The organism is Streptomyces sp. NPDC050732 (assembly GCF_040654255.1).
Lineage (GTDB): Bacteria > Actinomycetota > Actinomycetes > Streptomycetales > Streptomycetaceae > Streptomyces.
Genome location: NZ_JBFAHP010000060.1, coordinates 1 through 19,552, shown reverse-complemented (window position 1 = coordinate 19,552; position 19,552 = coordinate 1). Strand labels below are relative to the sequence as shown.

Annotated in this window: 19 protein-coding genes and 4 pseudogenes; 7 read left to right on the top strand and 16 right to left on the bottom strand. The window is 66.8% G+C overall.

From position 1 onward, the window contains the following. Window positions 1-23: 23 nt before the first annotated feature. From AB0H82_RS35295 to AB0H82_RS35245, 11 genes and pseudogenes are all read right to left on the bottom strand, one after another. The gene (locus AB0H82_RS35295; RefSeq protein WP_362999620.1) at window positions 24-1,280 is read right to left on the bottom strand and encodes a hypothetical protein; all 1,257 of its coding nucleotides are present in this window, start codon (window positions 1,278-1,280) and stop codon (window positions 24-26) included. A 242-nt stretch (window positions 1,281-1,522) separates the two neighbouring features. Continuing rightward, a complete protein-coding gene (locus tag AB0H82_RS35290; protein WP_362999619.1) occupies window positions 1,523-2,440 on the bottom strand; it encodes a hypothetical protein in 918 nt (305 codons plus the stop codon). Window positions 2,441-2,628: 188 nt separating this feature from the next. Next, window positions 2,629-3,567, bottom strand: a complete 939-nt coding sequence (locus AB0H82_RS35285; RefSeq protein ID WP_362999618.1) for a hypothetical protein — start codon at window positions 3,565-3,567, stop codon at window positions 2,629-2,631. 56 nt (window positions 3,568-3,623) lie between these two features. Further along, entirely contained in the window at window positions 3,624-4,646 is a 1,023-nt protein-coding gene (locus AB0H82_RS35280) for a hypothetical protein (RefSeq protein ID WP_362999617.1), read from the bottom strand. After that, entirely contained in the window at window positions 4,643-4,843 is a 201-nt protein-coding gene (locus AB0H82_RS35275) for a DUF5999 family protein (protein WP_362999616.1), read from the bottom strand. Before AB0H82_RS35275 ends, AB0H82_RS35280 begins: the two co-directional genes overlap by 4 nt. A 225-nt stretch (window positions 4,844-5,068) precedes the next feature. Then, a complete protein-coding gene (locus AB0H82_RS35270) occupies window positions 5,069-5,533 on the bottom strand; it encodes a LuxR C-terminal-related transcriptional regulator (RefSeq protein ID WP_362999615.1) in 465 nt (154 codons plus the stop codon). A 101-nt stretch (window positions 5,534-5,634) separates the two neighbouring features. Beyond that, window positions 5,635-6,225, bottom strand: coding sequence for a hypothetical protein (locus tag AB0H82_RS35265; protein ID WP_362999614.1), 591 nt, complete (start codon window positions 6,223-6,225; stop codon window positions 5,635-5,637). Between the two features lie 273 nt (window positions 6,226-6,498). Next, window positions 6,499-6,753, bottom strand: coding sequence for a DUF6302 family protein (locus AB0H82_RS35260; RefSeq protein ID WP_362999613.1), 255 nt, complete (start codon window positions 6,751-6,753; stop codon window positions 6,499-6,501). Then, window positions 6,746-6,934: pseudogene (locus AB0H82_RS35255) on the bottom strand (DUF6302 family protein); the annotation flags it as partial. The pseudogene AB0H82_RS35255 and the gene AB0H82_RS35260, both read right to left, overlap by 8 nt. Window positions 6,935-6,978: 44 nt before the next feature. Further along, window positions 6,979-7,386: a DUF6415 family natural product biosynthesis protein gene (locus tag AB0H82_RS35250; protein ID WP_362999612.1), complete on the bottom strand. Its 408-nt coding sequence runs from the start codon at window positions 7,384-7,386 to the stop codon at window positions 6,979-6,981. Then, window positions 7,386-7,817: an ATP-binding protein gene (locus tag AB0H82_RS35245; protein WP_362999611.1), complete on the bottom strand. Its 432-nt coding sequence runs from the start codon at window positions 7,815-7,817 to the stop codon at window positions 7,386-7,388. Before AB0H82_RS35245 ends, AB0H82_RS35250 begins: the two co-directional genes overlap by 1 nt. Window positions 7,818-8,436: 619 nt before the next feature. Here AB0H82_RS35245 and AB0H82_RS35240 point away from each other — a divergent pair. Both AB0H82_RS35240 and AB0H82_RS35235 read left to right on the top strand, forming a co-directional pair. Beyond that, entirely contained in the window at window positions 8,437-9,681 is a 1,245-nt protein-coding gene (locus AB0H82_RS35240) for a helix-turn-helix transcriptional regulator (protein ID WP_362999610.1), read from the top strand. Between the two features lie 33 nt (window positions 9,682-9,714). After that, complete coding sequence (locus AB0H82_RS35235) at window positions 9,715-10,620, top strand: phosphotransferase (protein WP_362999609.1); 906 nt, start codon at window positions 9,715-9,717, stop codon at window positions 10,618-10,620. 107 nt (window positions 10,621-10,727) lie between these two features. On the opposite strand, the gene AB0H82_RS35230 is transcribed toward AB0H82_RS35235, so the two are convergent. After that, on the bottom strand, window positions 10,728-12,020 hold the full coding sequence (locus AB0H82_RS35230) for a helix-turn-helix transcriptional regulator (RefSeq protein WP_362999608.1): 1,293 nt from the start codon (window positions 12,018-12,020) through the stop codon (window positions 10,728-10,730). Window positions 12,021-12,202: 182 nt separating this feature from the next. Between AB0H82_RS35230 and AB0H82_RS35225 the strand changes: the two genes are divergently transcribed. Both AB0H82_RS35225 and AB0H82_RS35220 read left to right on the top strand, forming a co-directional pair. Next, the gene (locus AB0H82_RS35225) at window positions 12,203-12,667 is read left to right on the top strand and encodes a hypothetical protein (RefSeq protein WP_362999607.1); all 465 of its coding nucleotides are present in this window, start codon (window positions 12,203-12,205) and stop codon (window positions 12,665-12,667) included. 110 nt (window positions 12,668-12,777) lie between these two features. Beyond that, complete coding sequence (locus tag AB0H82_RS35220) at window positions 12,778-13,467, top strand: methyltransferase domain-containing protein (RefSeq protein WP_362999606.1); 690 nt, start codon at window positions 12,778-12,780, stop codon at window positions 13,465-13,467. A gap of 528 nt (window positions 13,468-13,995) precedes the next feature. Here AB0H82_RS35220 and AB0H82_RS35215 read toward each other — a convergent pair. After that, a pseudogene (locus AB0H82_RS35215) lies at window positions 13,996-14,133 on the bottom strand (IS5/IS1182 family transposase); the annotation flags it as partial. Between the two features lie 175 nt (window positions 14,134-14,308). Further along, window positions 14,309-14,677 (bottom strand): hypothetical protein, encoded by a 369-nt coding sequence (locus AB0H82_RS35210; RefSeq protein WP_362999605.1) that lies wholly within the window; start codon window positions 14,675-14,677, stop codon window positions 14,309-14,311. Window positions 14,678-15,335: 658 nt separating this feature from the next. On the opposite strand from AB0H82_RS35210, the gene AB0H82_RS35205 reads away from it, so the two are divergent. The 3 genes and pseudogenes from AB0H82_RS35205 to AB0H82_RS35195 form a co-directional block, all read left to right on the top strand. Then, complete coding sequence (locus AB0H82_RS35205) at window positions 15,336-15,521, top strand: helix-turn-helix domain-containing protein (protein ID WP_362999604.1); 186 nt, start codon at window positions 15,336-15,338, stop codon at window positions 15,519-15,521. A 320-nt stretch (window positions 15,522-15,841) separates the two neighbouring features. Further along, window positions 15,842-16,753: a tyrosine-type recombinase/integrase gene (locus tag AB0H82_RS35200; RefSeq protein ID WP_362999603.1), complete on the top strand. Its 912-nt coding sequence runs from the start codon at window positions 15,842-15,844 to the stop codon at window positions 16,751-16,753. 111 nt (window positions 16,754-16,864) lie between these two features. Then, window positions 16,865-17,029, top strand: a pseudogene (locus AB0H82_RS35195) (pirin family protein); the annotation flags it as partial. A gap of 748 nt (window positions 17,030-17,777) precedes the next feature. On the opposite strand, the gene AB0H82_RS35190 reads toward AB0H82_RS35195, so the two are convergent. Further along, a complete protein-coding gene (locus tag AB0H82_RS35190; protein WP_362999602.1) occupies window positions 17,778-18,002 on the bottom strand; it encodes an MbtH family protein in 225 nt (74 codons plus the stop codon). Window positions 18,003-18,098: 96 nt separating this feature from the next. After that, window positions 18,099-19,238: pseudogene (locus AB0H82_RS35185) on the bottom strand (IS256 family transposase); the annotation flags it as partial. Window positions 19,239-19,552: the final 314 nt, after the last annotated feature.

The following is a 19,552-nucleotide window of genomic DNA, read 5'->3' as shown; positions in this document are numbered from 1 at the left end:
CGCGGCCCCGGGGAACGTGCTGGTCAGGCGACCTGGGTGGGGACGGGTGTCTGCACGCCGAGCTGGCGGCACAGCGCGGTGAGCGTGGGAATGGCCTCGGCCTTCACGATCACGTCATCGTCCTGCGGGCCCTCCAGCGGGTAGGGCATGTACTGGCCGAACTCCTCCAGGCCCTCGGTGTCGATGAAGAAGACCTTCATGCCGCGTTCGCGGGCCCGCTTTTGGACCGAGCGCCGGTCGGCGTGCAGACCGACGACCACGAGCGATTTCGCCTCCGGGTGGAACGGCACGGGCGGAATTTTCTGGTCGTAGCGGCGCACGAAGCACTCCTCCAGCCCGGCTCGCGCGGCGAGCAGGTCGAAGTTGTGCTGGATCACGGGGCCGACGAAGTGTCCGGCCTCGTGCAGGGCCTTGAGCGCGTGGTGCGCGGCAGTCGGCTGGGCGAGGAAGCTCGCGCGGAACATCGTGACCAGTTCCTCGGCCTTCGCCGTGGCGTCGAGCAGCATCTCCCGCACGAGGGTGTCCTTCTGCGGGCTCAGGACGAACGGGTGGGTCTGCTTCATGACGTTGTCGGTCCGTTCGGTGACCCGGTACGCCTGGTGCAGGAAGTGCAGCGGCGGCACTCCGGCTTCGATGCTGGTACCGCAGCCGATCTCAACCTGGAACGGCAGGTACTGGGACAGCTCGCTCAGGTCGTCGGCGTAGGTCGGCTTGCCGCGCTCGTCCTTGATGCGGATACCGCCCGCGAGGACGTTCCACGGCATCTGCCGCACGTTGCGCATCACCGCGAAGTCCTCGGAGACGAACACCACGTCGAGCGAGCAGAACCCCGCCGGGGTCTTTCGCGAGGCGCGCTCGTCTTGCGGGTGATCGTCGTACGGGGTGATGGTGACCCGCAGGTCGCCCTTGGCCCACATGGCGTCGCCGGTCTGTCGCCAGCCGCCCTCGACGAGCCAGGAGTGCACGTTGGCTCGGTGCTCGTCGATCTCGTCCTTCGGGGCGAGCACCGAGGTGTACAGGTACAGCTCCGCGAGGACCAGGCGGGGCACTGGGAACGTGTAGTCGAGGTCGTATCGGTAGCGGTAGTGCACGATGCGACGGCGGCCCTGCTCGTCCTTGGACCAGCCGGACTGCACGGCATTCGCCGGGTCCTGCGTCCTGCGCCAGATACCCTCTTCGATCGCCCGGGGCCGTTCATGTCCGGCGCCCGCGAAGTGCTGTTCCCAGGTCGCCACCTGGGCGTCGTTGAGTTGTTCGATCACGGGGTGGGGAAGGAACATCTCGTCCTCCTGGACAGTGATGGATTGGCGCGCGGTTCGCACTCCATGGGGGTAGAAAAGCCCTGGGAGCGCTCCGCGCTCGCGCAGCTCTCGCAGTGCGCAATCGCGTTGCGGATACCGCGAAGAGCCTTGACAGGGGCCTTGCCCGCGGCCTCGTGGGGTTTGTCCGGGGCGGACGCGGCTTCGGGCCCGGGGCTGGGCGGTGCACCCGCCTGCCGCCGACGGGCGGACGGTTTGTCTGTTCAGGTGGCGCATAGTGCGTACGCGGCCTGCGTAGCCACGGCCTCCAGGCGTGCGCGGTGGAAGCGGTAGAAGAGCAGGGCGTGGTCGGTGACGGCTCGGGTGTTCTCGTTGTCGATGACCTCGACGTGTTCGAGAGCTGAGGCGGCGCGGCCCGCCCCGTACCCGCGGTCGATGCGCTGAGCGCCGCCTTGCAACCGCTTGGTGAACCCTGCGGTGGGCGCGAGTGCGTCCTGCGCCTCAATCCCGTCGAGGTGATCGGCGGCATGGCGGGCGAGGTCCACGTACCCGGCATCGATGAGGGTGCCGTCGGGCCGGGTGTCGCTATGGCGGCGGCCGTGCAAATCGAGGTAGGTGCGCTGCACCATGTGTGCCCGGTCGGTGACGTTCTCCCAGGTGGGCAGAGTGACGGGCTCGGAGCGCCGCGGGTAGCTGTTGGTGTCCCCGGCTGCGATGGTGACCATGCCGGGGCGGGCGAGAGTGGTGAGCCACCCGGCTTCGGTGAGCCGCTGGTCGGCGTCGAAGAAGCACATGTGGAACGACACGAAGTTGATCGGCACGGGGTGAACGCCCAGGTGCGTCTGGACGTGGCAGGGGTGCAGCCACCAGGGCTTCGCGCGGGGCTTTTGCTCGGCGACGTGGAACATGCCGGGCCGCAGGTAGACGGCGGTCGCGATGTCGGCGTCGACGCCCGGGTTGGGGGCTGCGAGGAAGCCGCGCAGTCCCAGGTGCTTCTCCGTAGCGTGCAGGAGCTGTCCGCCGTGTTCGCGGCTGTGCTTCGCTTCCTGCTGGAGCAGGACGTCCGGGCCGCCGTCCCCGAGCTGGGAGAGGATGTCGAGCGCGAAGTCCCGGCGTTCGCCGTCGCGTCCTCCGTCTGCCTCGATGTTCCAGACGGCTACGTCGATGGTGCTGGCGTCCATGGAGTTCCTTCTGTGAGTGCAGCAACCACTGGTGGGGTGGGCGGGGGTGTCTGGGCTGGCCGCTTGCTCCCCCACAGAGCGCGGCCGGGGCGCCGGGTGGGCGCCACCTCCCCTCGGGGGCGGCCTCGGGGACTTCCCGCGCGAGGGCGGGCGTCCCGGCTAGACCAGAGGAGGCCCCAAGCCTGTGGTCAGGCGACCGGTCTCTCGGCCTTCCACCGCGGCCGTGTGCTGGGTCTGATCAGTCCGGTGGTGGAAGGTGGGTCGGTGCCCTCGGGGATCGAGCGGTAGACGAGGAAGGTGTCGTCGCGGTCGGTCTCTGGGTGTGAGGGGCGTTTGCGGCGCCGGATCTGGTACCCCGCGCCGGTGAGCGTCTGGGCGAGGTGGGTGACGCCTTGCAGCCAGTGCGTGTACGCGCCGGGCGGTGGAGTCGACTGGTTGGCGGCGCGCTGGTAGAGCGGGGCCGGTTCCCATGTGACGAGGGCGCAGTCTTGCGTGCCGGGCGGCCACAGGTGCTCGTCCACGTCGCGCACGATGCATCGTCCGGCCCGCAGCGCGTCTGCGTCCTGCTGCTCGTGGCGGCTGAACAGGGGCGGGTCGGCTCGTTCGAGGAGAGCTTCGATCGGCCATGTGTCGGTGGACCGACGAGTCTTGAAGTTCGGGCGCGGAGGGAGCGCATGGCGCAGGTCCTCGGCAGTTCGGGGGGACGGTGTTGTGCCCGCAGGGAGTCGGTAGACGACGAGGTCGGCGCCACTGTGCAGGTCCGGAGTCTTGGGGACGCCCCACTCCTCGACGACGAACCCGCAGTCGGCGAGCGCGTCGGCGCACGCGTCGAGTCGTTCGGTCCAGTGCTGCATCGCACCAGGCGGTAGGTGCCCGGTCTTGTCGTTGCGGCGGAAGAGGGGGTCGGGGAAGAAGTGCACGCCGACGGCGAGTTCGGCGTGGGCGGGCCACAGGACCTCGGGCAGGGCCTCCGCTCGGCACCACCCGCGGCCCTCGGGGATGTCCCGGGGGATCTTGGTGAAGTCCAGGTACAGGCCCCCGAGCTTCAGCCATGTCAGATGGTGGTTGACGAGGGCGACGGCGGATCGGGAAGGGTCCGCGGGGTCGTAGAGCGGTGGTGTGCTCACCGTCGTGTCCTTTGCAGGGGAGCTGAGTAAGCGGTGTCGGCAACGGAGGCGGGCGGTCATGTGGCGGCTCCGGTAACGGGCTCGGGCGAAGGAGCCGCGGCCCGCCGTACTCGCTCTGTGATGACCGAGGCCGCGATGGCCACCGGTACGGCGATCAGGAGGCGGTGGGTGAGCGGGAGCGGCATGAGGAGTGCGCCGAGCAGGTCAAAGGAGGCGTGGCCGATGATCAGCGGAAGTACGCGTCCGGAGCGTAAGTAGAGCTGGAGACGGCCGGCAGCGAAGAGGGCCATCGCGACCGCGGGCGCGCCGAAGTAGGCGTGCACGGCGACCTCGACTGCGCAGACCGTGGTGTAGATCTGCCAGGCGGGCCGTCCCGCGGCCGTCATCAGCGCAGCGGTGGCGGCCACGATCACCACGTCCTCGACGGCCACGACCACCACGAGCTGGGCCATGAAGTCGAGGGGGCCCGTGACGCCGATGGTGTCCAGTTGGTTTCCGGCCATGACCGGCAGAGCGGCTACGTTGAGCAGGAGCAACGCCTGTACGCCCAGGTAGGCCAGGCACCCGCCTGCCATGCAGGCAGCGAAGGCGCGTCCTGCGAGGTCGAAGGTCTGCGCCCACCAGCGCTGCGGACTCTTCTCGCGGGGCGTCTTCTCCAGGGTGATGCCGTGAGAGCGGCAGACTTCCCACGCGAGCCACGCGAAACTCAAGCCGGTCACGACGGTCCCGAAGTGGCCAAGGGGCCTGTCGGGGTCGGTGGCGTATAAGGAGGCGGAACTGCAGCCCAGTGCCGCACAGCGTTGGAGTATTCGCTGGCGCGCGGAGACGCGGTCGAGAGTGGTGCGGGCAATGACCGTCCAGAGCAGCCAGAAGAAGACCACGACACCGACACCTATGCGGATCAGCGCGGTGTAGTGGAAGGTCCGCTGCGGCCAGCGGACCTCGTACAGGGCACCGAGTTGCAGCGCCGCGTTGACCATCGGCGTGATGGAGGCGAGGAACAGCAGTGCAGCGGCGTGGAGCAGGGCCCGTCGAGCCGCGGTGCCGCGCAGGGGGACGGGGGTGAGCGGGTGTGTCACGCCGCCACCATCTTGGTGGTCGCGGGCCGGTGCGGGGCGATGATCTGGCCGTCCGGCAGGAGTTCACCGGTGTCCTCGAAGAGCAGGACGCCGTTGCACAACCGGGTCCAGCCCTGTTCTGGGTGGCTCACCTCTATGAGCGCGGCCTCCCGGTCGGGGGAGTCGGCGGTCGGGCACAGCGGCTTGTGCTGGCACATCGTATGGCCTTCTGGGTCGCGTCGGGAGCGGGCAAGCGTGCGCGGGGTGCGGCAGGGGTGGGTTGGCCGGCCGCCGCCTTGCACCCCTGAAGGGCGGCGGCCGGGGCGGCTCCCGCATGTGCCGGGCTGCGGGAGCGCCGCTTCCTCCGCGCGGTGTGGTCTCGGGCCTCTTCCGCACGGGGGCACGGTGGGCCAGCGAGACCGGAGGAAGCCCAGTCGGGGAAGCTATGTGCGTCCGGCGGCGTCCGGTGGCCGTGCTGTCTTCAGCAGCCCGTACTGGCGGGCACGGGTCACGACGTGCGCCCGCGTTTGAGCGTCAAGTGCCCTCATCAGTCGCCGGACGTCCGTGCTGGCCTGGGCGGAGGTTGTGTGCGTCGCGGCCGCAATCTGATCAAGCGTCAGGCCCCGCACGATGAGCGGGATCAGCTCCCGTTGCTGCGGTGACACGTAGGCCGTGCTGTCCTTGCAGACGGGCAGGCGGATCAGTCCCAGGTCGTAGGAGTAGTTGACGAGTGCCGCCTGCCGGCTGACACCTGCCTTCTTCATCGCCGTGGCGATGTAGTGGCGGACCGTCGACGGCTTGCGGTTCAGGCGGCGCGCGATGGCGTGGTCGGTCAGGCCCTCAGCGAGGCCCTGCACCACGTGCTTCTCACGGGAGGTGAAGGAGACAGTCGCGGTGTTGACGGTCACCTCAGTCCTTTCTCTTCGTGAACGGATGGTCTGCCACCCGATGGACCGGGCGTGGAGCCTCCGGTCCACCGGGCGGCTGTCTGTGGAGGACATGCCCGCGGTTACAGGTCGTCCAGGTTGACGACCGTGAAGGCCCGGAGCGTGCGCACCAGTTGGGACGCGACCATCCAGGCCATGTCGGCGTGGCCGTAGGGCACGGGGACCCCGTCGCACGCCATGACCTGGATGCTGCGGTCGGGCATGTACCGGTGGGGGGTGCCGATGACGCCGTACAGGGGCGCGCTCTGTGCCAGAAGTGCGACGCTTCCGTACTTGGCGAGGTGCGGGCACTGCTTCGGAGCCATGGACGCGTGTACGGGGCAGAGGGGCGGCTGTGCGGTGAGGACGGCGGCGCTGGGGTCGGGCACGCCCTCTTCGGTGCTGTGGGGGAACAAGATTCCCTGGTCCGTTCTGGCGGGCTCGCGGCAGATCTGGCACAGAAGCTTGGACATCGTCTCGCGCTGCCGAGCGGGGTTGATCATCTGCCAGCGCGGAGCACCCGTCAGAGCCCCCTCTTCGTCGAGGGACTGCGAGACTCGCGCCCACAGGACGCCCTGCGCATCGCGGTCCCTCCACCTTTCGTCCGCGTAGCTGATGCGGCCCCACCCGGTGCTGCCGAAGGAAGGGCGTAAGGCGGAGAGGGATTCGTCCACCTCGCCTTCGCGGGCTGTGATGTAGGGGATCGGCGTCCGAGCCCGCGGAGCGCTTCCGCCGTTGCTGTACGTGCCCGCCAGTGCGGGGCCGCTGGCCTCCCGGCAGGTAGCGGGGCGTCGGAGCTGCCGAAAGGCTATACCTCGCCGCACAGCGGAGCGCAGCCGAGGACGAAGTCCTCGGGGCCGGTCTGTGCCGGCTTCGGGGTTGGCCCCGCCGACGTCAGCGCTGGGGGGTATGTGGACAGACATGCGTGCTCTTCCTCTCGGACATGCTCAGGCAGGGGGCCGCTCGGGCGAGAACACCGAGCAGGAGGCGGGGGGAACGGTCAGTACCTGAGTGCGGCGTGCCGTGTACTGGTCGATGGCGGCTTTGCTGTAGCCGTAGAAGCGCCCCACGTCGGCATCGTCGGTGGGCGGCCAGAGCATCGGCGGTTCCTCGCCCCACTCGACGAGAAGACCTTCGTCCGGGCATGTCGACCACCGCATCCGCAGGTGGCGGGTAGCCGGGCTGGCCTTGCAGCGCGGCACGGACCGCCCGCGCGAAGCAGGGGCAGGGCACGGGGTAGTACCCGCTGCGGCGAGTGCCGCCGACCCGGGCCGCGACCAGCGGCATGCGCATCATGCGCACCGCCCAGCTCTCTCCCATCAGCTCCCGTTCTGCGATCCGCTGCGCGTAGTACTCAAGGTCGTACGCCTCCCACGGGTCCATCAGGACAACAGTCACAGGCGGGTGTTTGCAGGTCGTGGGGGCATTCAGCATTCGGTGTCCTGGAGGCTCGTGATCAGCTCATCCAGCAGGTCGTGGACCGTGTAGCCCAAGCGCCGGGCGAGGCCCAGCGCCGAGCGGTAGCCCGCGGGCGTTTCCGCCTCGTACAGCGGCGTGCCCTGCTCGATGACCGCTTCCAGTTCGTCGGAAGGCGGGAACTTCGGGTCAGACACCGCGATGTCGCGTAACCGTTTGAAGTGTTCGCGCAGACGATCGAGGAGCGCGGTCAGATCCTTGGCGGGTGGCGGTTGCGGGCTTTCCAGCGCGAGGTCCAGGTCCTCGAAGATGCCCGCGATCACGAGTGGCTGCCATGCCTTGGCCTTGGCCAGGATGTCGGCAAGGGCGGCGGCGTCGTGTTTCGGGACCCATCGCGGAACGGTTTCGGGAGCGGCCATCACGACTGCCTCGCCGGGATCGTGAAGGTGCACCAGGTCGCCCTGCCGTCGGGGCGCACCCCCCAGTCGCTGGAGAAGGTCTCGACGAGGAGCATTCCGCGGCCGTGCTCTTCGTCCTCAGACGGCCTGCGCACGTACGGCGTACTCGCCGAGCCGTCGGTCACCACGATCCCGACCTTGTCCCTGGTGATGATCAGGCGGAACCCGAGCATGTTGCCGTAGCGCAGCGCATTGGTGGTCAGCTCGCTGATCACGACCATCGCGTCCTTGACGAGGGCGGGGGGTAGCCCCCAGAAGTTCATCCTGGCCGCGCCGATTTGGCGGCAGCGCCCGACCCATTCGGTCTCGTGCCGGGGCACGGGTGCACCCGGGGCCCGGGGTTCGAGTCGAATGGTGAAGACCTCGTCCTCAAGCACGTCGTCTGGGTCCAAGGGGAGATATTCGTCGAGTCGGCCCGTCACAGTGCCCATCACTTTCCGCCTCCGGTGATCTCCGCTGTTGGCAACGCACTGAGCGCCCACGGGGTGAGGGGGCGCGTGCTTGTTCGCCGGTATCCACGACTCCATAAGCGCCGACTTCGTACCTTCAGCAGTGACGTCGGTGACGGACGTCATGAGGAACCTCCCATCTGCTCGGTGCGGGGACCCTGCAACGTGCGCCGACTCCCGAAGCTGCGGTCACCAGCAGCCTCTGCACATCACGGTCGAGTGCTGTCACTGGTGGTCCGGCCTGCGAGATCCGGGTGTGTAAGGGTCGTCACGAGGACCGTCGGCAACAACCGTGATCTGAGCGCGCTTCACGGGTTTATCGCCCGCTTCACGGGTTCGCCCCTCCGAACCGTGAAGAAGTCACGGATTCTCAACGCAGCGTCGTGACCTGCTCACTACGCTCGTGGCGGGTGACCGCGTACGGAGAGGGGCCCAGCTCTTGAATCAGTGTTCGGTATCGCACAGCCCCTCGTGCGCTAAGCGCATCCGCGAAACTCGGGGCGAAGCGGGGTACGCAGCGTCGCAGATCGCCGTAGAGATTCACCGGTGCTGTCATGTCAGCTTGCTGCGCGCGCAGCGGCTTGCGCGCGGGTGGACCCAGACCGAAGCCGTTGATCATCTACGTTCCATGGCTGAGCACCTAGGACTGACCGCGCCGCGCACTGATGCCGACCAACTGCGGCTGTGGGAACTGGGCATGCACCAGCCGCGACAGAGTCCGATCTCCTTGTTGTGCCGCCTGTACGACTGCTCGGCTCATGATCTCGGCTTTGTTGTTCCGGCGGCGTCGGAGGGCGCCTGGACGCCGCCGCAGCCGCCCGACAGGGTCAGCGCACCGGTCGACCTGCTCGACGACCGGGTTGAGGCCGCCCGCCGTTCCATGGACCGGACTCTGGCGCTGGGCAGCGTCATCGCCGCGCAGATGGACTTGCTCGACGAACGCATCCTGGATGTCCGGCGGCAGTACGTCTACACGCCGCCCACGAAGATGCTCACCGAACTCCTCGATGAGCTGGAGGAAGTCAAGAACCTGGCGGTAGATCGGCAGCCCGCCGCGGTGCAAGTCCGCCTGTCGGAGATGACGGCGGTGCTCGCCACACTGATCGCCGATGCTTTGATGAAGCTGGGACGCCTCTCACCGTCTCGTGCCTGGTATGACACCGCGCAGAATGCGGCCGACGACAGTGGCAACCTCGAACTCAGGGCCCGAGTCCGTGCCCAGCGCGCCATGTTGCCGTACTACTATGGTCCGCTGGAGGGTGCCGTCACCCTGGGGCGGGAAGCTCGTCTGCTTTCGCGGGGCCGACAAAGCGCGACAGCAGCTTTCGCGGCCGCGGCAGAAGCCCGAGCCCTGGCCCGCCAAGGGAACGTCGCCGCAGCGGAAACAGCCATCGTCGCCGCCCAGCGTCTGTACGACCGTTGCGACCCCGGCGACCAAGACGACGCCTTCAGCTTCCCCGAGCGGCGGATGCTGCTGTACCTCAGCGGCGCCTTCACCGCCCTGGGGCGCAGCAGCCAGGCCCGTAGAGTGCAGGAAGAAGCACTCGCCCTGTACCCGGCCCGCACGGGAATCGACCCCGCCCTCCTCCAACTGGAGGCGGCGATCTGCCTGGCACACGACCGCAGTCCGGCCGAGGCATGCCAACTCGCCGGCAGCACCTATCTCCGGGTACCGCCCGACCATCGGACCCACATCCTGGAGGAGCGGGCCCGGGACGTCCTGGAAGTGCTTCCATCGGGCATACGCAGGGGACGCGCTGCACGCGAACTCACCGAAATCCTCGCGCTGCCCAAGGGCCCCGCGTGACAGTGCCCAGGCTCGTCAGCGAGCCTGAACCCTATGACAGCTCCAGCATCAGCACCCGGCGGCTTCGACGAATCCGAACTGCGCCACATCGTGAAGCACACCTGCAAGGCAGCAGAGCTCGACGGGACGAACGCCCGCCTCCTGCGCGGACACACAAACGCCGTCATCCTGCTGCCCGATGCCGCCGCAGTGGTCAAGATCGCCCGCCGGGGAACACTGGTCACCACAGTGCAACGCACCACCCACTTCGTGCGCTGGCTGATGGACCGCGGCTTCCCTACCGTGCCGCTGCGCCCGGGGCCGGAACAACCTCTCGTGGTCGACGGTCACGCCGTCACGATCTGGACCTATCTCCCGCAGCCAGATCGCCCAGTCAGTGCTGCCCAGATCGCCAAGCCCCTCTTCCACCTCCACAACCTGCCCACACCACCCGTCGAGCTGCCAGAACACGACAACGTCCGCGCCATCCGCAAGTCCATCGCCGCGATCACCTCCCTGCCCGCAGCGACGCTCCGCTTCCTCACCGACCGCGTCGACCGACTCGAAGCCGAACTCGCCGAGGTGGAGTTCTTCTTGCCGACTGGCCCCCTGCAAGGTGACCCCCAGCACCGCAACGCCCTGCACCACGGCGACGAAGCGGTGCTGTGTGACTGGGACACGGTGGCATACGGTCACCCCGAGTGGGACCTGGTCACCATCGAGGTTCACTGCCGACGCTTCGGATATACGCCGGAGCACTACAAGGACTTCGCCACGGCCTATGGGTACGACGTCACCGCGCTGGCCGGCTACCCGATCCTGCGTGACCTCCGCGAATTGCGCATGATCACAACGAACGCACGCAAAGTGCACCACGCCCCGGAATCCGTCTACGAAGTGCTGCGCCGCGTAGATGGTCTCGGGAACGAAGACCCGGGTATGCGCTGGCACATTCTCTGACGAAGCCTCTGCACAGACGTCTCAGGCGCACCATGCCGCAGTTCCTGGCTGTTTGCGTACTGCACCGGCAGAGCGGCACAGCTCGGCTGGCGCAAGGCTGACTTCTGCTAACGACCTTGCCGACTCGTGGCGGCTTGGAGTTCCCTGACGCCGCTCGTGCGGGGGTGGTGTTGTGCCAGCTCGTCGACGATGCTGCGGATCGCGGGGCGGTCTCGGACCTCGCCGGGGCTGGCTCGGTAAGCGTCGAGGAGGGAACGGGCGGTCTGCTCCGGGCGCCCCCAGGCCCACCAGGCGCGCGCCATGTCGGTGCCCATGCGGGCCTTCCGCTCGGCGGTGGGGAACTGGCCGGGGCGGAGGTTCTTCCCGGCTTCCAGGGCGGCTCCGGCATCTCCGAGCGCCCAGTGCACACCGACGGCGTACAGGTCGACGGCGGCCGGGCTGATGGGAAACAGCCGGCCTGCCGGGGCGGTCGCCGGCAGCCGACGGGCGGCGCGGCGGGCTTCCTCGGTCATCGCCAGGGCGTCGGCGCGGTGGCCGCCTCGGGCAGCGGTGTAGGCCAGGGTGCAGAGCATCTGTGCGTACGCCGACACCGACGCATCGGTGTGCAGGCCGGTCGCCTCGACCGCAGAGGCGGCTGTCGTCATGAGGCGCTGGGCTTCCGTGCCGCGGTCCTGGTGGCGCAGGACGATCGCCAGCTCTCGGGCGGCGGCCGCGGACGCGAGCGGGGAACCGGAGACCTCGGCCCATGTGCGGGCTCGGTCCGCGGTGAGCCGGGCTTGTCCGTAGGAGCCGAGCTTGGTCAGCACCGCAGCGGCCAGGCTGTAGACGGACGAGAGCCGGGCCTGATCGAGTTCGCGGCGCGAGGAGACCGCGGCGTGTCCGTCAGCGATGAGGCCGGGGAGCGCGGCGAGCAGACGGGAGTGCGCGCCCTTGTCGTACAGCGCGCGGGCGGCCGCCATCCGGGCATCCAGCGGGCCTTTGCCGGTCGGGGCGGGTGTGTCGGCCAGGGCCTCGTCGAGCCCCATCATCAGGGCGACCGGCCCGGCGGCAGCCGTGGCGGTGAGCAGCGTACGGCGGCGCATCGGGTCCTCCTCGGCGTACGGACTGGCCGTCACTCTAGTGGCCGTCGGCACCTTCGAGGCGGGTGGCGCCAGGGAAGTCATCAGGATGTGTCGCGGAACGCCGACCTCTTGAGCGGCGCGGTGGACCAGGGCCAGGTCGACGACCCTTCTGCGCCGTTCCAGCCGCGAGACCGTGGCAGGGTCGCAGCCGAGCCGGTCGCCGAGGGTGGCGAGCGTCCAGGAGCGGTGCTCGCGGCCGAGCCGGATGAGCGCGCCCGGACACCGCTGTTCGGCTAATTCGAGAGCTTTGGGTGTGCTCCAGAGCGGGTCAACGGACACAGGTCCTCCCACGCTGCACGACCGGGGTCCTCCACGGTACGGACGGCGGTTGCCGCCGTCGAGGCCGCTTGCATGCCGTGCAAAGCCCTTGCACGACATGGCTATTGATCACCGGTGGGCGACGGGCTGCGGTGTGCTGGCCGCACCGCCCCGAACCACGGGGCTCGTCGATCGGAGGCATCATGGCAACCGTCGTTGCAACTCCTCTGGCCACCGACCCCATGAGCGGCCCGGTCCGCTCCGCTCGCGAGGTCGTACCGGCCGGTCTGTGGGACAAGCAGGTCGGGCTGCTCGTGCGCGACTACCCGTACGACTCGGTCATGGCGGTCCGGGTTCTGGAACAGGGCTACGCCTACCTGCTGACCGCGATGCGGCACCGCGGCGAGGGGCTGGGGCTCGCGCCCAGCAAGCTCGTCGACATCGGGGTCCACACGATCATCCTCGACACCGTGGCGTACGCCGAGCTGTGCGACCGCTTCAACGACGGCCACTTCCTGCACCACGTGCCCGAAATCGAGATGAAGAACGACGGCTCGGTGATGCGGACAGCCCACATCGTCGCCGCCGACGGATGGGAAGTCGACCTGCCGCTGTGGGCGGACGCCGCCCCGTGCGGCCCCTGCCACCCCGGCAACGACTCGCACTGACCGGCGACAGGGCCGTGCCCTGGCCGACGCGGGCCGGGGCACGGCACTCGGCCGGGTGAGGTCGACCGGAACCGGCCCGGCGCCGGACCGCGTCCGCCAAGATGGTGCGGATGACGACCACGGCAGACCTCTGGCATCACTACGGCCGCACCCGCGCCGAGCGCGACCGCACCGTCCCCGATGCCTTCCACTGGATCTGGAGCCAGGACGGTGGCCCCGGCTGCGAAGTGCTGGGCAATCTCACGGGCAGAGTCGTCGGCGACCTCGGCGCCGGCGCCGCTCGGCACGCCGCGCACCTGGCGGTCCATCACGAGCCCGCCGAGGTCGTCGCCATAGATGCCTCCCCCGCGCAGTGCGGCATGGCCACCGACCTGTTCGCTCACCTCGCCCCACGTCTGCGTATCGCGTTGTCCGACGCCGTGCCCCACCTTCAGGCGGCGAAGAGCGGCTATGACGTGCTGTACAGCGTGTTCGGGGCCGTCGACTTCACCGATCCGCGCGAACTGCTGCCAGCAGCCGCCGCTGCGCTGAAGCCGGGCGGGCGGCTGGTCTTCTCCACCCTGGCCCACTACCTGAACGGCACTCCGGCCCAACCGGACCTCGTGGCAGCCGACATCCCGGCGAAGACTCCCGAGGGAGAGACGGCCTCGCTGCGTCGCTGGGTCCTCCAAGAGCAGGTATGGGTGAAGGCCCTCGACGAGGCCGGATTCACCAACATCACCGTGGACATGCTTCCAGCGAAGTCCGACGAACCCCGAGCGGCAGACACGTTGCTCGTGATCGCTGACTGGCAGCGCTGACTTCCCTCCCGCTTTTCTAAGGGATGGTCGCCCTTCGCTGCCTGAACCGAGGTGTCACACCGCAGTGCATCGCGCCGTTCCCCTGGCCAGAGACCGGAAGCGAATCAGAGGATCGGCCGTGTCATTCCGTGTGACCGAGAAAGAGTTCGCGGCCTTGCGGGCGCGGCTCGCTGCGGCGGGACGTCCGCGTCGAAGCCGCGCACTACAGCGGAGCCGCGTAACCGCCGTGCGGTTGCGTCCCGGTCCGGGCCGCCTTCAACTCCGGAGCCCCCCGACCTGGGCGCTACCATCGCCGCTCTACCCAGGGCACGGCGGTCGTGGACGATGCTCACGCCGTACGGCGATCTGCTGAGCAGCAACCACAGGCTGCGCCAAATGACGGAGTATCGGTTCAAGAGGCGGCTGCGCCACGAAGCGAAGCTGACCGCGCAGTCCCGGGGCCTGCCGCGGCTGGAACGGGCCGCCTTGTACTACGTGCTGCACCCCAGGCCGATCAAGCGGAAGCGTGATGCGGGGAATTGGGCGCCGGATCCCGCACAGGGCCTGCCGGTCCGGCACCCGCGGTTTGCCCTCGACCGACTTCGGACCCGGCTTCGGTAGCAACGGCTCGACCAGCGCCCACAGTTCGTCTGACACGTTCCACGGCCGCGACTCACGGATTTTCATACTCAGACCTACGAGACAGCAGGCCGAGAGTCTCATGATCAGCAGCATTTGTTAGAGCCCTTTAGCCCTCGTGGTACCCGAGGTCGGTGCACGTCGGGCAGACGCCTTCGAGGTCGGCGAACAGTTCATCGCAGCAGACCTCGTCGACCCGGATGAACCCGGCGGCCTCGCCTACCTACGCGATCGTCTCGCACAGGATGTCGAGGTTGGCCTTCAGTAGCCCGGCGCGCTTGCCCGCCGTGGAGAAGCTGGGGCACGGGGGGGGGGGGCTGATGATGACGCCGGGCATGCAGCGCAGAGCCGGATGCTCCCGGTCGAGATTGGTGACGTTGGCGCAGATGCGGGCGTGGCCGGCAGCGCGGGCGATTCCGCCGGTGTCCCTGTCGGTGCCGACGGCGTCGAAGCGGGCGACACCCAGGGCCACCTTCAGCCCTCGTCCCTTCCACCGGGGCTGGGCACAGAACTCGACGACGTGCTCCGGCTCCCATTCCTCCTTCGGAAGCGGGGGAGCATCACGCAGTGATTCCTCAGCCCCGACGCGCACGGGCATCGGGTGCCGCGGAGTGGCTGGTGGAGGTGGACTCGGGCGCTAATTCGCCCACGGCAGACGAGAAATGGCCCCAAAGGACTGGAACGTCGTCCGAGACCATGTCAACGTACAACGTCCCGGGAAGTACCTGGTCAGCGTAGGGAAGCTCCGGGGCTACCGGATGAGAGACCGGACGTCTTGGCAGTTCCCCATACCGTCCCACTTAGCCCCGTTACCGAGACTCGGTCCATGGAGGCCCATACGTCGAATCCCCTTGCAAGAGGCGAAAAGCTGCGGCGCCCCTTCCTCGGTGCTGTGTCTTCGCGCCTGTAGGGCCGATATTTCCAGTGAACGCCTGGAGCGCGCCCTCTTGGCCTGGGGTGGTGCTCTCGCACCACATCTCGGTGCACCGCCGGGGTGGCAACCCAGTTCGCCACCTCTGTCGCCGAGCTCCTGGGCGCCTGGGCTCGTAGGTCGAACGTCCGTGATCCGGACAGGCCATCGGAACTCTCTGGGGACTCCGAGGGCGTCCGCCCTCAGCAAGGAAGCGGTTGCGGTGAGCGCCTTATAGCAGAGGATCCCCGGTTAGCGAAACCGGGGATCCTTCACATCATGGATTGTGTTCACGCCGGCTCAGCCCGGGCCTCATTCGAGCTCAACGACAGGCGGATACATGAAATCGAAGCTTATGAGCGCAAAGCAGACTGCGGAGTTTTTGAACATGTCGCTGACATGGATCTACAGGGATGCCCGAAAGTGTGGGCTCGTGGGATACAAGCTTGGGAATGGGAAGAACTCGAAGCTGCAATTCAAGTCGGATGAAGTGGCCCGTTGGCTGGAGCAGCAGAAGTTCCGGTAAAGAGATTCAGGCGTTGGTCTATCTGATTTATACAGACAGGTATTGTTGCGAGCTTATGGAGATGTGTATCTTTGGCAGTAAAGTCCCTTGTCAGGGGAATGGGGACGTTCTTCAAAGAGTGCGAGCACTCTGAGTCCAGGTGGCCTAGGTGTCCTCACTCATATAAAATTCGGTACCGCAATGCTGCGGGTAGGCAGGCTGTAGAATCTGGCTTCGAAACCCAGGAAAAGGCCATCTCTCGCCTCATCGAGGTGTATAGCGCGAGGAAACAGGCTACCCACAGGCAGAGCAAGTCCGCACGGATCGAGAAATACGGTCCGATGCGTTTTGAGGAGTATGCGACTGAGTGGAAGGCGGGCCAACGTGACTTGGGGGCAGCGTCAGTGCGCCATCTCGAGTCAATACTTGAGAACCACCTGTTGCCAGCCTTCGGTAGCCGACGGATGCACTCCTTCGACCATAAGGTTGTAGACGGGTTTATTCAGGCGATGGAGCGGGACGGGGTCGGCCTCGCGACGCAGGCTAATGCCTATGACAAACTTAAAGCGATCCTGCTCGATGCTCTAAGGCTGGGTATTTTCGATGAAAGCCCGATAGAAGGGGTAAAGCCGCCACAGTACGACCCTAAGCGTGCTGTCATTCCGTCGGTCCAGCAGTTGCAGGAGATTCGGACCGCTGGGGATGATCTGTTTCTTCTTATAGCCGATCTCATGAGCGGCTGTGGGTTGAGGAATGGTGAGGCGGCAGCGGTAAATCTTAAGAATCTCGTGGCTGATGATGTTTATCGCGTCACTGAACAGGTGAACCAGACAACCCGAGACTATGCGCCATTGAAGCATCGCAAGGTGAATGACTATCGCGATGTTCCGCTCCCTGCTCGGGTCAGGGGCACCATCGAATGGTATGCGGAGAAATATGGAACCGTCGATGGGTACCTGCTACGGCATCCGAAGGACCCCAGCAAGGCGCTCCCGTACTATTATCTGGATAACCAGTGGCGAAAAATCAGGCGCCGTGGCGAGGTGGACATTCCGGAGGGGATGGTCATGTATGGACTCCGTCACTTCTTTGCCTCGAATTGTTTGTCGAAGCATATTCCGATCACTGACGTCGCCGAGTGGATGGGGCATAGAAGCATCGACATCACGTTCAAGATCTACCGACACCTCATGCCTGGCTCGATCGGCCGAGCGGCGAAGCTGCTGGATGCAGGGCTAGTAGCCGAAGGCTAGACCTGGTTGCGGTGAAGCCTTGACGTGCCATCAGGTTCCGATGCTGACCTTTTGCTGACCCCCTGCAGGTAACTAGGCGTTTGACCTGCACATACGCCCGATGCATGTGAGATGTGGTGGAACTTCGTGGGCCGCAGTCATGAGGAGATCGAACAGGCGCGGGGTGACTGGATGACGGGCTCCCGCTTCGGCGAGGTGGAGGGCTATGAGGGCGCGCCACTGCCCGCCCCGGAACTGCCGCCGGTGGCCCTGAAACCGCGGGGGAGGGTGCGCTGACCTGGGGCTATGCATCTGGTGTTGACGGTCGCCGAGACGTAGGGGGAGGTCGTCGAATCCTGGTGGCGGGCGGCGCCGGAAGGGCTCGGTCGAGCTGCGACGGGACGGTCGCGGAGACGGGCTGCGGCTCGCATGTGTCGGTACGTGTGACCAGGTCTGATCGGACGCTTGCTGACCCTTTGCTGACCTTACTGACAAGTAGTCAGGTCGACTGCCCTTTGGCTGGTTCTTGGTCTGCTGGTGGTGCACGGCTCGGATGTAGTTTGACCAGCGAAAACAGCTCAGATGGGCACAAGCTGCGGACGGCTGGTCCGGGTATGGTCCGGATCTTGGTTAGAAGTGTTCGTGGTGATGAGCGGTGCTCGCATGTTGCGCTTGTACGACGATGACGGCTTCGGCACTGCTTCGAGGGGTGATGACGGGCCGCAGAAGACTGCCCTGACCGGGCTGCACCAACGCTGGATCCGGCGCTGGCGGAGGCCAGTGGCGGTTTGCTCGGCCCGGCTCTACAACCATGGCGCTGTCCTCGGAGGACCGTGACGACACCGCGTTGAGAATTCGTCCCGTGGGGGCTCGGTTGGCCGAGGCGTCGAGGCGGCGGGTTGATCAGTGCCTACCAGCGCCTCCCGACCCTGTGACGCCCCCGGGTCATGGCCGCAGAAGTGCGGCGGCGACCAGGCGAGATGGGGTCACGTCCCTGTGATTGCCTCGCCATGCTGCGTGGCCGCCAAAAAAGCAGTTCTAGATATCAGGACTGGGCGCTTCTGTCCACAGCATCAGCCAGTGACTTCGGCCTCATGTCGGTCCAATTTGCTTCGACGTAGTCAATAGCTTCTTGACGGCTGGTCTTGCCCAGCACCGCGGTCCAGCCAGCCGGAACTTCGTTGGCAGCGGGCCAAATCGAGTGCTGATTTTCCTCGTTGATGAGCACGAGGAAGAGAGCATCGTTGTCCTCAAAGGGGTTGGTGGCCATTTACCTTCATCCTTTTCTGTATGTCGCACGATGGGTGTGTCCAGTTAACGGCTGATCTTGGTTTTGAGGGTCAGTGGCTGTTGGCGGGGGTGAGGAGCGCATCGTCCAGCGGCGCCGGCCCTTGCCGGTCGGGTCCAGGCTCATCAGCGCCATGTAGACGCACTTCAACGCGGCGGCCTCGTTCGGGAAATGCCCGCGGGCCCGGACCGCCTTGCGGATGCGGGCGTTCACGCTCTCGATAGCGTTCGTGCTGCAGATGACCTTGCGGATTTCGACGTCGAAGGAGAGGAAGGGCACCATCTCGGCCCAGGCGTCGGACCACAGCTTGATCACGGCCGGATACTTGGCTCCCCACTTCTCGGAGAACTCCAGGAACCGTTCGCTCGCGGCGGCCTCGCTCGGCGCGGTGTAGACGGGCTTGAGGTCCTTGGAGACCTTGTCCCAGTCCTGGCGGGCGCAGTAGCGGATGCTGTTGCGAATCAGGTGAACGATGCATGTCTGAACGACAGTTCGGGGCCAGACTGTCTCGACGGCGTCGGGCAGGCCCTTCAGTCCGTCACAGGCGAGCATGAGGACGTCCTCGATGCCGCGATTCTTGAGCTCAGCGAAGATCTGGAGCCAGTGCTTGGCGCCCTCGCCGCCGTCACCGGCCCAGATGCCGAGGATGTCGCGGGTGCCCTCGACGGTGACGGCCATCGCGACGTAGATGGGCCGATTGGCGACCTTGCCGTCGCGAATCTTCACGTTGATCGCGTACACGAAGACGACCGGATAGACGCGATCGAGCGGTCGGGCCTGCCATTCCGCCATGCCTTCCATCACCGCGTCGGCGATCGTGGAGATGGTCTGCTTGGACACCTCCGCGCCGTATACCTCGGCGAGATGAGCCGATAGCTCCCCGTGTGTGAGGCCCTTCGCGGACAGCGACAGCACCATCTCGTCCACGCCGGTCAGGCGGCGCTGCCGCTTCTTCACGAGCTGCGGTTCGAAGGTGCCAGCGGTGTCGCGGGGCACCTTCACCTTGACCGGGCCGACGTCGGTCAGCACGGTCTTCGAACGGGTGCCCTTGCGGGAGTTGCCGCTGTTCCGGCCGGCTGCGTCGTGCTTGTCATAGCCGACGTGGTCGGTGATCTCGCCCTCCAGGGCGGACTCCAGCACTCGCTTGGTCAATTGCTGCAGCAGCCCTCCCTCTCCAGTCAGCTGCAGCCCGTCGGAATGGGCCCGGTCGACCAGCATCGAGATCAACTGCTCGTCCGATACCGCCTTCGCGGCCAACTCGACGACCGGCTCCTCCGCCGTGTTGTGCTCGCTGATGGTCTCGCTCATTTCAGGCGTCTCATTGATCATCGGATCCGCCGTCTATTGGACACTCCCCACCCGAAACAACCCTTTCCCAGCTCAACTACTTCCCAGGAACGGAACTACACCCAATCCGGATCTGGTCCCTTCAGTATGTGGACCCATAGTTGGAGTTCGGCTGTCCGGGTCGGGTCGTGGGCCTGGGCCTGCAGGTGTTGGGACCAGCGGCGCAGCGAGGTCCCTACCGGATC